Origin of the sequence: Streptosporangium sp. NPDC004379, from assembly GCF_042873875.1 — a bacterium.
Classification (GTDB): Bacteria; Actinomycetota; Actinomycetes; order Streptosporangiales; family Streptosporangiaceae; genus Streptosporangium.
The window spans coordinates 18,837-31,022 of sequence record NZ_JBIAMC010000012.1 but is presented as its reverse complement, the minus strand read 5'-3'; the positions used below and the strand labels follow the sequence as shown (position 1 = coordinate 31,022).

Below are 12,186 nucleotides of genomic sequence, written 5' to 3'. Positions count from 1 at the left end.
TGCCGTTCACATTTCACGGGGGGAATGGTGCGAAAGGCGCCGGACCAGGTGTTCGCCTATCTCACGGGCCTCCTGGCCGACGCGCGCGACAGGAGCGGCCGCGCGGACCGCAGGGCCGCCTTCCTGGCCGGGACGGCCCTCACCGGCGGGGTGACGGCCGCCCGGCTGACGCCGCGCGACCTCCCGGCGGAGGTGAGCTGGCTGTGGTGGGCGGGTCTGTTTCTGTGCGCGATGGCGATCGTGACGCTCGCCATCGCGCTCTGGCCGTACAGCACCCGCCTCGCCGCGCGGTCCGTGGAGCGCCGCCGCTTCTACTCCGCCCGGGTGCCCGCGAGCCCGTCCGCCGACGGGACCTTCCCCGCCGGAGCCTTCCATACGGGCCCGTATGCCGTGGGCCCGTACGCCGCGGGGCCGGTCGACGACTCCCGGGCCGGCGCCTTCTCCGAGAGCGCCCTCGCCGAACTGCGGGCCCGCACCGCCGGCCGGGACGCGGGCCGGGACGGGGCCCCGGACAGGAAACGAGGAGGAGAGCGGGACGGGGACCGGGACGCACGGGTCCGGGCCGATCGGCTGGTGCACCGGGCCGGGCGGCTCGGCGCCGTCGCCGACGTCAAGCAGCGCTACGTCCGCCGGGGCCTGGTCCTGCTGCTGCTCGCGGCCTCCTGCTGCCTGGTCTCGGCGGTGGCGGGCGAGCTGATGACGTCGTGGGACCTGTCCGGCAGGCCCATGGCCCCGCCGCCCGTACGGCAGGCCCCCGGGCCCCCGCCCTGGCACTGCGACCCGGTGGAAGGCTGCGGCCGCCCGCTCTGACCGGGGCTCCCACCACGGTCGCCCGCTCCGACCGGGACTCCGGCCGCGGCCGTTCGCCGGGGGCGGGCCGCGCCGTCCGCTCCGATCAGGACTCCAGAAGCCCCGCCAGGTGGGCGGCGATGTCCGCCAGCAGCGTCGAGGGCGTCACCGGCGCGGCCGCGACGGCCGAGAACAGACTGGGCAGGCCGGGCAGCGGGAAGCCGTCCTCGGCGGACGCCGCGGCGCCCACGTCGTTCTTGGCCAGGACGACCCGGCTGCGCTCCCAGGCGTCCAGGACCTCCTCGGGGGAGGGGACGCCGAACCCGTGGCCCACCGGGGCGGCGTGGCGGAGCCGTACGAGGGGGGTCTCGGCGAAGGCCAGGGCCGCCCGGGCGCGCAGGGTGAGGTCGTCGCGGACGTGATGCCCGACCCAGTCCATCGCGGTGCAGGGATTGCGGCAGGAGGCCACGCAGGTGCCCAGGGCTCCCGCCACCTGGCTGTGCTGGCGGTCGAAGTAGGCCCGCCATCCCTCGGCGGGCTCCCCGGCCACCCGCAGGGTCCGGTTGGCGGCCGACTGCTCGGGCTTGGTGTGGTCGCACTCGCGGTCACCGATCACGCCGAACCGGCTGCCCGGCGCGCTCAGCCCCGCCGGCCAGCGGGCGGGGTCGCCCGCGTTGCCGAGTGCGGGCTCGAAGGCGAGCAGCGGGAGATACTCGCTGGCGATGTGCAGGGCGGCCACCATGGGGCTCAGCTCGCGCCGGTGCCACCGGACGGCGATCACCTCCAGCAGCAGCCCGTAGGCCGGGCGCAGCGACTCGAGCGCGCCGCGCGGCTGCTCCTTGGGCGTCTGGGGCATGGTGCAGGCCCTCGCGCGCCGCCGCAGGTCCGCGGGCACGCCGCGCGCCTCGGCTGCGAAGTCCTCGGCGTCGAGCGAGAGCAGCCGCTGGCCGAACTCGCACACGATCTCGACGGCGCCCGCCTCCCCGATCACCTCCGGGGCGAGCGCCCCGACGTCGCCGAAGGCGTACCTCCGCGCCAGGGAGACGAGAAGGTCGCGCGCCGATTCCACCTGATCACCTTCCGGGGCCGCCGATGCCGTGAATGTCGCCCACATGGGCCGCGCCCCCGCCGCCGGAGGCGGGGACGCGGCCGGGACGAGCGGGTCAGGCCGCCGCGGCGGCGTCCCTGGCCTGGGCGCGCAGGGAGCGCCCGATGCCGTCGGCGCCCTCCAGCAGCAGACGCCTCAGGGCCTGCGGGGGCTGCTCCGCCGAGATCAGGTCCTGCGTCTTCGCCACGGTGGCCGGGGAGATGGCCAGGGCCGGGTAGCAGCCGACGGCGAAGTTCTGCGCCGAGTCGAAGGTCCACGTGCTCCAGATGTGGACGATCTGCTCGAAGTACTTCGCCGCGTACGGCTCCAGCAGGTCCGGGTGGTTCGGGTCCATGAAGCCGAGGATGGTGGAGCGGAGCATCGCGCCGCTCAGCTTGCCCTCGGTCATGGCCGCCCACGCCTTGGCCTTGTCCCCGGGCGTCGGGAGCGCGGCGCGGCAGCGCGCGGCCGAGCGCTCGCCGGTGGCGGTGGAGTCGCGCAGCAGCTCCTCGGCGATGTCCTCCTCACCGAGCACGCCGCCGGAGGCCAGCGCGTGGACCAGGGTCCAGCGCAGGTCGGCGTCGACGGTCAGCCCGTCGAGCACGATCGTGCCGTCCAGCAGGCCCGACAGGAACGACAGGTCCTCGGCGGAGGTGGCCACGGAGGCCAGGGCGTTGACGTAGGCGAGCTGGTGGTCGGAGCCGGGCTCGGCGCCGGCGACGAGGGAGCGCAGGCCGGAGGCCAGCAGGGCGAGGCCCTCGGCGCGCCAGGCCGGGTCGGCGAACTGCTGGACGGCCTGGCGGGCCTGGCGCAGCACGGCCTGGGCGACCGAGATGTCCTTGATCGACGCGAGGCCGGAGAGCGCCAGGGCCACGTAGTCGCGGGCCGCCATCTCGGCGTCGCGGGTCATGTCCCAGGCGGCCGACCAGCACAGGGCCCGCGGCAGCGACTCGGTGAACCTGCTGATGCCGCCCTCGACCAGCGTCCGCAGCGAGCGCTCGTCGAGCCGGATCTTGGCGTAGGTCAGGTCGTCGTCGTTGAGCAGCACCAGGTCCGGCTGGACCTCGCCGACCAGCTCGGCCACGGCCGTGCGCGCGCCGACCACGTCGAGCTCGACGCGCCTGGTGCGGACCAGTTCCTCGCCGCGCAGGGAGTACAGGCCGACGGCGACGCGGTGCGAGCGCAGCGTCGGGTACTCGGCCGGGGCCTCCTGCAGCACCTCGAAGGAGGTGAAGCGGCCCTCGTCGTCGACGGTGAACGACGGGCGCAGCGTGTTGACCCAGGCGGTCTCCAGCCACTCCTTGGACCAGGACGACAGGTCGCGGCCCGAGGTGCGCTCCAGCGCCCCCAGCAGGTCGGCGAGCGTGGTGTTGCCCCAGGCGTGCTCGTTGAAGTAGTCCCGGACGCCGGCCAGGAAGTTGTCCAGGCCGACGTAGGCCACGAGCTGCTTGAGCACCGAGGCGCCCTTGGCGTAGGTGATGCCGTCGAAGTTGACCTCGACCGCCTGCATGTCGACGATGTCGGCGGCGATCGGGTGGGTCGAGGGGAGCTGGTCCTGCCGGTAGGCCCAGGCCTTCTCCACGTTGGCGAAGGTGGTCCAGGCGCCCTGGCCCCAGCGGGTGGCCTCCGACTGGCACAGCACCGAGGCGTAGGTGGCGAACGACTCGTTCAGCCACAGGTCGTCCCACCAGCGCATGGTGACCAGGTCACCGAACCACATGTGCGCCATCTCGTGCAGGATCGTCTCGGCGCGGCGCTCGATGACCGCGTCGGTGACACGGGAGCGGAAGACGTAGTCCTCCAGGAAGGTCACGCAGCCGGCGTTCTCCATCGCGCCCGCGTTGAACTCCGGCACGAACAGCTGGTCGTACTTGCCGAACGGGTAGCGGACCCCGAAGACCCGGTGGAAGAAGTCGAAGCCCTGCCGGGTGACCTCGAAGATGTTGTCGGAGTCGAGGTGCTCGGCGAGCGAGGCCCGGCAGTACAGGCCCAGCGGGATGCCGTCGTGCTCGGAGGTCACCTTGTGGTACGGCCCGGCGCACAGCGCGGTGATGTAGGTGCTCATCACCGGCGTGGCGGGGAAGTGCCAGCGCTTGGCGTCCTGCAGGGCGCCGTGCTTGCCGCGGTGCCCCTCCAGCTCCTCGATCTCGTCGGGCGCGGCGTTGGAGACGACCTCCCAGTGCGAGGGCGCGAGCACGGTCAGCTCGAAGGTCGCCTTCAGGTCGGGCTGGTCGAAGCAGGCGTACATCCGGTGGGCGTCGGCCGTCTCGAACTGGCTGTGCAGGTAGACGTTCTTGTCGACGGGGTCCACGAAGCGGTGCAGGCCCTCGCCGGTGTGCGTGTAGCGGCAGTCGGCGTCGACGCGCAGCTCGTTGACCTCGGCGATGCCCGGCAGCGGCAGTCGCCCGGTCTCCGGGTCGTAGGCGCTCACGTCCAGCTCGACGCCGTTCAGGACCGCCGAGCGGATCCTGGCGTCGGCCAGCTCGATGAACGTCCCGGCCCCGGCCCGTTCGCTGGTGAAGCGGACCGTGGTGACGCTCTCGAAGAGCTCCTCACCCTCGGTCAGATCGAGCTCCACCGCGTACGACTGCACGCTGAGCAGCCGCGCGCGCTCGCGGGCCTCGTCACGGGTCAGATTGCCTGCCACCACAGCTCCCTCGTCACAACTCCTCCGCTCCCTTGCGAAGGGTCCATCGAATCCTGCCATGCGGCATGGGGGAACGCCGCCTCGGGGACCGCGGGCGGGCCGGTCACCCCATCCGAGGATAAAGCGGCCGGTGGACGCCGAGGGCCGCGTCCGGAATAGGTGACTCGGCCTCCCGGGTTGTCGCCGGATGAACGAGTCTCACGACCAGAGAGCTGAAGAGATGACCGAGCGCACTCCCGTCGACCTGTGGTTCGACCCCTTCTGCCCGTACGCCTGGATAACGTCGCGCTGGCTGCTGGAGGTGGAGAAGGTGCGGCCCATCGAGCCGCGCTGGCACATCATGAGCCTCAACGTCCTCAACGAGGACAAGGACGTCCCCGAGACCTACCGCGAGATGATCGCCAGGGCCATCGGCCCGGTCCGGGTGGTGGCGGCCGTGCAGGAGAAGTACGACTCCGACACCGTCGGCCGCCTCTACACCGAGCTCGGCGTCCGTTTCCACAACCGGGGCATGCTCAAGCAGCTCGACCGGCTCCGCGAGACGGTCGAGGAGGCGCTGGAGGCCGCCGGCCTCGACCGCGGGTTCGCCGACGCGATGGACTCCGAGGACCACGACGACGTCGTGCGGGCCTCGCACGAGGACGGCATCGGCCGGGTCGGCCAGGAGGTCGGCACACCGGTGATCTCCGTGGAGGGCGTCGCGTTCTTCGGGCCGGTCATCACGCCCGCCCCCAAGGGGGAGGCCGCCGGCCGGCTCTGGGACGGCGTCCGCCTGGTGGCCGAGACCGACGGCTTCTTCGAGCTCAAGCGCTCCCGCACCCGGCCGCCGATCTTCGAGTGACCCGTGGCGGTCCGGTCCTGCCCTCCCCGGCGCGGAGGAGCGGAGGGCAGGACCGGAAGCCGCCCTTCAGTGCTTCCGAAATATCCCCAATATTACGAATCTTGAATGATGTCGGGCAGATGCCGGTCATTCGCTGCCAGACGGCGCACTCCGCCGTACGCTCGGGTACACAGACGGCCGAGCGCCCGCCGCGGCGAGGGGCCCCGCGTCCGGCCCGCGCCGTGACGCCGCGCGACCCGCCCCTCGCCTGACCTGCCGGGCTCTCGCCTTATGACGATCCGCGCGCGAGGATGAGAGTCATGCGTCATCTTTATCTGAACGGAGCCTGGCAGCCGTCCGCTTCGGGCGAGGGCATCGACGTCGTCAACCCCGCGACCGAGGAGACGGTCGACCGGGTGCCCGCAGGGGCGGCCGCCGACGTCGAGGCCGCCGTGGCCGCGGCCCGGGCGGCCCTGCCCGCGTGGTCCGGCACGGCCCCCGCCGACCGCGGCAAGATCCTCGCCGCGGCGGCCGACCTGATACGCGAGCGCTCCGACCAGATAGCCAGGATCATCGCCACCGACATGGGCGCGCCGTACGGCGTGGCGATGAAGGTGCAGACGCTGATGCCCGCCGGGGTCCTGGCCTCCTACGCCGAACTCGCCGCCTCCTACGACTTCGAGGGTGAGCGGGTCGGCAACTCCCGGGTCTTCCGGGAGCCGGTCGGCGTGGTGGCCGCCATCACGCCGTGGAACTACCCCCTCCACCAGATCCTGTGCAAGGTGGGGCCGGCGCTCGCCGCCGGCTGCACGGTGGTGCTCAAGCCCAGCGAGGTGGCGCCGCTGGCGGCCTTCGCGCTGGCCGGGATCTTCGACGAGGTCGGGCTGCCCGCCGGGGTGTTCAACATGGTCAGCGGGTACGGCCCGACCATCGGCGAGGCGCTGGTCTCCCACCCGGACGTGGACATGGTTTCGTTCACCGGCTCCACCCGGGCGGGCCGGCGGGTCGCCGCGCTGGCGGCCGAGGGGATCAAACGGGTCGCCCTGGAGCTCGGCGGCAAGTCGGCCAGCGTGATCCTGCCGGACGCCGACCTGGCCGCGGCGGTCAAGGTGACCGTGGCCAACGCCTTCCTCAACTCCGGGCAGACCTGCTCCGCCTGGACCCGCATGATCGTCCACCGTGACCGGTACGACGAGGCCGTCGGGCTGGCCGCCCAGGCCGCGGCGAAGTACACCGTCGGCGACCCCTTCGACGAGCGCACCCGCCTGGGCCCGCTGGTCTCGGCCGCCCAGCGCGACCGGGTCGTCCGCTACATCAACCGCGGCCAGGAGGAGGGGGCCCGGCTCATCACCGGCGGCGTCGACCGGCCCCTGGAACGGGGCTTCTACGTCGAGCCCACCGTGTTCGCCGGGGTCGAGCCGGGGATGGTGATCGAGCAGGAGGAGATCTTCGGGCCGGTCCTGGCGGTCATCCCCTACACGCGCGGTGAGGACGAGGCCGTGGCCATCGCCAACGGCACGCCGTACGGCCTGGCCGGCGCGGTGTGGGCGGGGACCGAGGAACAGGGGGTCGCCGTCGCGCGCAGGCTGCGCACCGGCCAGGTGGCCGTCAACGGCGGACAGTTCAACCCGCTGGCGCCCTTCGGCGGCTACAAGCAGTCGGGTCTGGGACGCGAGCTGGGCGTGTTCGGCCTGGAGGAGTACCTGGAGGTCAAGTCGGTCCAGCTCTGACCGGCGGTCCCGCGGCCGGACCCGGCCACGGGACCGGGTCGTCATTGTGGCCCGCGTGGGGTAGACCCGTCTGGGCGGCCTCCCCGAAGGGGCGTCCGGGCAACCTCCCCGAAGGAGCACGGTGACGACATGAGACCGGGCACCGCGCGCGTCGGCGCGTTCGATCTGGTCATCGCCGCGGGCGGGCTGGTCCTGCTGCTGCTGGCCGCGCAGAACCTCGGACCGGCCCTGGCCGCGTTCCGCGGCGACGGCGTCTGGGGCGCCTTCACCGCCCACCGGGTCGAGTGCGTCCAGCACCCCGGCCACGAGCAGTGCACCTGGCTGGGGGAGTTCCGCGCCGGCCGGACGGTCCGCCCCGAGGTGGCGTTCTACGGCGGCGACCGCGGGACGTTCACCCCCGGTCAGACGGTGCGGGCCTTCGACACCGGCCGCCGGGGCCACGTCTACGGCCCCGGCGGGTCCAACGAGTGGATCGCCGTCGCGCTGCTCCTGCTGGCCGGCCTCGGCCTGGCGTCCAGGCCGCTCCGACGGCTCCGGCGCGCACGACGGCGGGCCGGCGAGCCCGCCGCGGGCCCGCGAACGGACCCCGGCTCACGAACGGACCCCGCATCGCGAATGGACCCCGCATCGCGAACGGACCTCGGAACGCGAACGGACCCTGAACCGTGAACCGGACCGGGACCGGTCAGGGGGTCTGGAGCAGGACCTTGCGGGCGGCGTCCTTGGGCAGGCGGTCGACGTAGAGCATGCCGTCGAGGTGGTCGGTCTCGTGCTGGAAGCAGCGCGCGAGCAGGCCGCGGGCCTTGACCCGGACCGGCCGGCCCAGGCGGTCGAAGCCCTCGACGGTGACGCCGGCGGCGCGGGGGGTCCGGGCGTAGATCGGGGTGCCGGTCTCGCGGCCGGGGACCGACAGGCAGCCCTCCTCGTCGAGGACCTCCGCGGAGTCGTCCACGGTCAGCACGGGGTTGACCACGTGCCCCTTGCGGTTGCTGCAGTCGTAGACGAACAGCCTCTTCGACACGCCGATCTGCGGGCCGGCGAGGCCGACGCCCTGCGCGGCGTACATCGCGGCGAACATCTCGTCGATCAGGCGGCGCAGGTCGCGGTCGAAATCCGTGACGAACTCGGCGGGCGTGCGCAGGACCGGATCTCCGATCACTCGGATGTCACGCATGTGGGTTTCTCTTTCGTGGGCCCTGTAAGGGGTGCGTTGGCATGCCGGTCATTACCTTATCCGGGGGGCGGGTCGGCGGGGCGACATACACCTGCGAAACTGGGCGGGTGCGTGTCTACATCGGTGCCGACCATGCCGGCTATGAACTCAAGAACCGCGTCGTCTCCTGGCTCAAGGAGAACGGCCACGAGGTGACCGACTGCGGTCCGTTCGTCTACGACGCCGAGGACGACTACCCGCCGTTCGTTCTGCGCGCCGCCGAGGGCGTCGCGGGGGACCCGGGCAGCCTGGGGGTCGTGATCGGCGGCTCCGGCAACGGTGAGCAGATCGCCGCCAACAAGGTGCGCGGTATCCGCGCCGCCCTGGCCTGGAGCGACGACACCGCCAAGCTCGCCCGCGAGCACAACGACGCCAACGTGATCAGCCTCGGCGCCCGGACGAACAGCGAGGAGGAGTCGCTCCGGTTCGTGGAGATCTTCCTCGGCACGCCGTACTCGGGCCAGGAGAGGCACGACCGCCGGATCGCGCAGATCGGCTCGTACGAGACCGGCGGCGGTCTCCCGCCGCTTCCGTAGACGGGCTTCCGCGGTACGGCTTCCGCGGACCGGCTTCCGCGGACCGCGGGCCGGTCACCCGCGGCGCGGTTCTCCGCGTGGGCGGTCCCCCCACCGGGGCTCCGCGCGCCGGGGCTCCCTGCGCGGCGTCTCGTCGCGCAGGGGCCGCGCGTCGGCCCCCTCCTGTTGCTCCCGGGTGGGCCGGGAGACGTCCCGGGCCCGCATCGCGGTGAGCGAGGTGATCTGCAAGCTCTGCAGTGCCATGCCCTCCACCGTAACCCGCGGGCCGGGGCCCGCGGGAGTGCTCAGAAGACCAGCCCCGCCCAGGGGGCCGGCTCCCAGGACATCGCCGCCGACAGCTCCCGTACGGCTCCCGCCCGCGCCTCGCGCACCAGCCCGGCCGAGCGCAGCGGCGTCAGCGGACGGCCGCCCAGATAGGCGGAGCCGAGCGCGGTCACCGGAAGCGACACCTCCGCCGGATCGCCGGTGGACACGCACCGGACGCCGGAGGGACCGGCCGTCAACCGCACGCGGCCCTCGTTCCACGGGCACACGGGGTCGGCGACCTCGATCACCACGTCCACCGGCGCCGAGTAGGCACGGGACGCGAGGGCCCGCCGGACGTCCACCAGGCGGATCCACAGATCGTCCAGCCAGCCCGCGTTGAGATGGCGCGGCTCGGCCAGCATGTGGATCAGCGGGTCGTCCACCGGCCGCGCCGCCGCCCTGATCCGCGCGACCAGGTCACGGTCGAGCACATGCCGCCACAGCAGGGCGTAAGCCTCGGGATCCAGGGCGAAGAGCTCGTGCAGCCGCAGTTCGCCGTCGGGCACGTCGTGCGGGGTGGCGCCCGGCCTGATCCGGAACAGGGCATAGCCGCGCGGACCGCCGTCGTCCTCGACGACCACGGCGCGCAGCGGCCCGGCGCCCCGCTGGTCGGCGTCGTGGTCCGACAGCACCCGGTCCCAGCGCGCGGCGGTGCGGGCGTACAGCCCCGGCCTGCTGCCGAGGACGGACTCGAAGATCTTCTCGAAGACGTCGCGGGCATCCGCCGGGCGGACGACGCGCAACCGGAGAGCGGGGTCGTCCGGGGCGTGCGCGGCCAGGGTCGCGCCATGCCGGGGGATGTCGAAGAACATGGTGTCGGCGGCCCTGCCGTACCCGAAGCGCCCGTAGATCGCCGCCTCGGCGGCGTACAGGGCGGCGACCGACTCGCCGCGGTCGCGGATGTCGGCGAGCTGGCGGGTCATCAGCGCGGACAGGATCCCCCGGCGGCGGTGCGAGGGCAGCACCCCGACGGAGGTGACCCCGGCCACCGGGATCGGCCCGCCGGGCACCGTCATGGTGAAGCTGCACACACCGGCGGTTCCTACCAGCAGATCACCGTCGAACGCGCCCAGTGAGCGGTCGAACTCCGTCACCGCCCGGTACTGCTCTCTCCGGTGCGGCGGAACGGCGGAGCCGAACGCCTCCTCGTCGAGGTCGAGCCAGGCGGACCAGTCGGTCTCCGTCATCGGGCGCAGGGTGAAGGACATTTCTCCCACGGTAGAGGTGACAAACCCGTCGGGCCATTCAATTTCCCCCCTAAATGATCAAGGTGTCAGTCAAGTGGGCTGCCCAAACGGGGGGCAGCCCGATACAGTCAGGCGCATCATGAGTTCTCGCCCGGTGCCGCTGATTCCTCCTGGGCTCCGTGCGTTCCTGGCGCGGATCCCCCTTCTGGCACCCATCGTGCGGTTCCTGCGGCGCGGGCCGTTCGCCCGTGACCGCAACCTCCTCATCACGCTGAGCGTCCTGACCCTGGCGGTCGGCGCGCTGGCCGCCAAGGCTTCCATGGAGTGGTTCTCCCCGGCGCTGATGATCCCGATAACCCTCGTCGGCGGACTGCAGCTCCGGCTGCGCAGCCTGTCCAAGCTGCTGTGCGCGGTCGCCGTCTCGCTCCTCTACGTGGCCGTCGTGCGCGGGGTCGGGCACATCGGCCCCGGCCTGCTGGTGACGTTCGGCTTCACCACCGTGCTGGCCGCCCTGATGGCCCGCACCCGGGGGAAGCTCGGGGTGCAGGGCCTGCGCGGCGACGTGATGCTCCTGGAGCTGCGCGACCGGCTCAAGAAGCAGAGCGAGCTGCCGAAGCTGCCCAAGGACTGGGACTCACGGGTCGTGCTCAAACAGGCGGGCGGTTCCTCCTTCGGCGGAGACTTCCTCGTCTCCATCCGGGAGGGAGACGTCCTGGAACTCGCCCTCGTCGACGTCTCGGGCAAGGGCGTCGACGCCGGCACCCGGGCGCTGATGCTGTCGGGGGCCTTCGGCGGCCTGCTCGGCTCGGTCGACGACTTCCTCGGCGCCTGCAACACCTACCTGCGCCGTCAGCGCGAGGCGGAGGGCTTCGTCACGGCGGTCCATGTGCGGATCAACCTCGCCACGGCGGAATACGTGATCAACTCGGCCGGGCACCCGCCGGTGGTCAAGTTCGAGGCGGGGACCGGCACCTGGAAGGTCTCCCCCTCCAAGGGCGTGGTGCTGGGCGTCGTCGGCGACCTGCACTGCGAGGCCGACAAGGGCATGCTCCGCAGAGGCGACGCGCTCATGCTCTACACCGACGGGCTGATCGAGCAACCGGGCCGCGACATCGACGCCGGTCTCGACCGGCTGCTCGGCGAGGCCGAGCGGCTGCTGCCCTCCGGCTTCCGCGACGGCGCCCGGAACCTCGTCACCACCATGTCGGCCGGGCACAACGACGACTGCGCGCTCATCCTCATCTGGCGTCCCTGACGTCCGGCGCGGGGTCCGGGAAACCGGTGACCCGCCGCCGGGCACATGTCCCCGTGCCGCTGCCCCCGTGCCACGCGGAGCACACTGAGAGTATCCAGACCATGACGGAACGCATGGTCAACGGCCAGTGTTCCGCACCGTTTTCTGGTGAGCCGGAACACTGGCGGGGATGAGGGGATTTTTGGAACGCTCTAGGAGCGGTTTCGAACCCTCAGGGAGTCGCCCCGTGGGCGGCCGGACCCGGTGTCCTTTCACCGCGGGCCCGGCCGGTCCGGTGGTCGCCCGTCCGCATGGGTTCCGGACCCCGGGGATGGTGGCGCGGTTACCCCGGGGCCCGGTCTGGGCAGCGGACGGTGCGGCGCGCCGGACCACCCGGCGGGCGGCCGCCGGTGTCATCCGTCGTGACATCGGTGATCGGTGACTCCTCGGTGGCGCGCCGCGCGACGTCGTGGCTTTCGTGGGGGAGGTCCGGCCGAGCGCGGCGCGAAGGCGGCAGGGGGCGCGGTTCCGATGACGGGCCGCGTCCCCTGCCGGGGCGGACGTTCCCGGCACGGCTGCGCTTCGGCGGCCGTGCCGGGAACGTCCGCCCCGGCTCATGCGGGACCGGCTCATGCGG

The 12,186-nt window shown here is 72.7% G+C and carries 11 protein-coding genes; 6 read left to right on the top strand and 5 right to left on the bottom strand.

From position 1 onward, the window contains the following. Nucleotides 1–24 precede the first annotated feature (24 nt). Complete coding sequence (locus ACFYSC_RS24665) at nt 25–810, top strand: hypothetical protein (protein ID WP_389965978.1); 786 nt, start codon at nt 25–27, stop codon at nt 808–810. 85 nt (nt 811–895) lie between these two features. Here the strand turns inward: ACFYSC_RS24665 and ACFYSC_RS24660 are convergent, their stop codons facing one another. Both ACFYSC_RS24660 and pepN read right to left on the bottom strand, forming a co-directional pair. Continuing rightward, complete coding sequence (locus tag ACFYSC_RS24660) at nt 896–1,858, bottom strand: hypothetical protein (RefSeq protein WP_389965974.1); 963 nt, start codon at nt 1,856–1,858, stop codon at nt 896–898. Nucleotides 1,859–1,952: 94 nt separating this feature from the next. Further along, entirely contained in the window at nt 1,953–4,523 is a 2,571-nt protein-coding gene (gene pepN, locus ACFYSC_RS24655) for an aminopeptidase N (RefSeq protein ID WP_389965971.1), read from the bottom strand. A 220-nt stretch (nt 4,524–4,743) separates the two neighbouring features. On the opposite strand from pepN, the gene ACFYSC_RS24650 reads away from it, so the two are divergent. From ACFYSC_RS24650 to ACFYSC_RS24640, 3 genes are all read left to right on the top strand, one after another. Continuing rightward, a complete protein-coding gene (locus tag ACFYSC_RS24650; protein WP_362946668.1) occupies nt 4,744–5,364 on the top strand; it encodes a disulfide bond formation protein DsbA in 621 nt (206 codons plus the stop codon). A 299-nt stretch (nt 5,365–5,663) separates the two neighbouring features. Next, nucleotides 5,664–7,073, top strand: coding sequence for an aldehyde dehydrogenase family protein (locus tag ACFYSC_RS24645; RefSeq protein ID WP_389965967.1), 1,410 nt, complete (start codon nt 5,664–5,666; stop codon nt 7,071–7,073). 129 nt (nt 7,074–7,202) lie between these two features. Further along, nucleotides 7,203–7,742, top strand: coding sequence for a hypothetical protein (locus ACFYSC_RS24640; protein WP_389965964.1), 540 nt, complete (start codon nt 7,203–7,205; stop codon nt 7,740–7,742). A gap of 16 nt (nt 7,743–7,758) precedes the next feature. Here the strand turns inward: ACFYSC_RS24640 and def are convergent, their stop codons facing one another. Next, nucleotides 7,759–8,247, bottom strand: a complete 489-nt coding sequence (gene def, locus ACFYSC_RS24635) for a peptide deformylase (protein WP_362946661.1) — start codon at nt 8,245–8,247, stop codon at nt 7,759–7,761. Nucleotides 8,248–8,354: 107 nt separating this feature from the next. On the opposite strand from def, the gene ACFYSC_RS24630 reads away from it, so the two are divergent. Next, entirely contained in the window at nt 8,355–8,822 is a 468-nt protein-coding gene (locus ACFYSC_RS24630; protein ID WP_389965960.1) for a ribose-5-phosphate isomerase, read from the top strand. Nucleotides 8,823–8,876: 54 nt separating this feature from the next. On the opposite strand, the gene ACFYSC_RS24625 is transcribed toward ACFYSC_RS24630, so the two are convergent. Beyond that, nucleotides 8,877–9,065 carry a hypothetical protein gene (locus tag ACFYSC_RS24625; RefSeq protein ID WP_362946655.1) on the bottom strand — a complete coding sequence of 63 codons (189 nt, stop codon included), beginning with the start codon at nt 9,063–9,065 and terminating at the stop codon, nt 8,877–8,879. Nucleotides 9,066–9,106: 41 nt separating this feature from the next. Further along, entirely contained in the window at nt 9,107–10,336 is a 1,230-nt protein-coding gene (locus ACFYSC_RS24620; protein ID WP_389965957.1) for a GNAT family N-acetyltransferase, read from the bottom strand. Between the two features lie 118 nt (nt 10,337–10,454). On the opposite strand from ACFYSC_RS24620, the gene ACFYSC_RS24615 reads away from it, so the two are divergent. Next, entirely contained in the window at nt 10,455–11,570 is a 1,116-nt protein-coding gene (locus ACFYSC_RS24615) for a PP2C family protein-serine/threonine phosphatase (protein ID WP_389965953.1), read from the top strand. Nucleotides 11,571–12,186: the final 616 nt, after the last annotated feature.

Excerpts from the sequence above, each read along its gene's own strand:
- ACFYSC_RS24665 (WP_389965978.1), top strand. The coding sequence starts at position 25 with ATGGTGCGAAAGGCGCCGGACCAGGTGTTCGCCTATCTCACGGGCCTC.
- ACFYSC_RS24650 (WP_362946668.1), top strand. The coding sequence starts at position 4,744 with ATGACCGAGCGCACTCCCGTCGACCTGTGGTTCGACCCCTTCTGCCCG.
- ACFYSC_RS24645 (WP_389965967.1), top strand. The coding sequence starts at position 5,664 with ATGCGTCATCTTTATCTGAACGGAGCCTGGCAGCCGTCCGCTTCGGGC.
- ACFYSC_RS24640 (WP_389965964.1), top strand. The coding sequence starts at position 7,203 with ATGAGACCGGGCACCGCGCGCGTCGGCGCGTTCGATCTGGTCATCGCC.
- def (WP_362946661.1), bottom strand. The coding sequence starts at position 8,247 with ATGCGTGACATCCGAGTGATCGGAGATCCGGTCCTGCGCACGCCCGCC.
- ACFYSC_RS24625 (WP_362946655.1), bottom strand. The coding sequence starts at position 9,065 with ATGGCACTGCAGAGCTTGCAGATCACCTCGCTCACCGCGATGCGGGCC.
- ACFYSC_RS24620 (WP_389965957.1), bottom strand. The coding sequence starts at position 10,336 with ATGTCCTTCACCCTGCGCCCGATGACGGAGACCGACTGGTCCGCCTGG.
- ACFYSC_RS24615 (WP_389965953.1), top strand. The coding sequence starts at position 10,455 with ATGAGTTCTCGCCCGGTGCCGCTGATTCCTCCTGGGCTCCGTGCGTTC.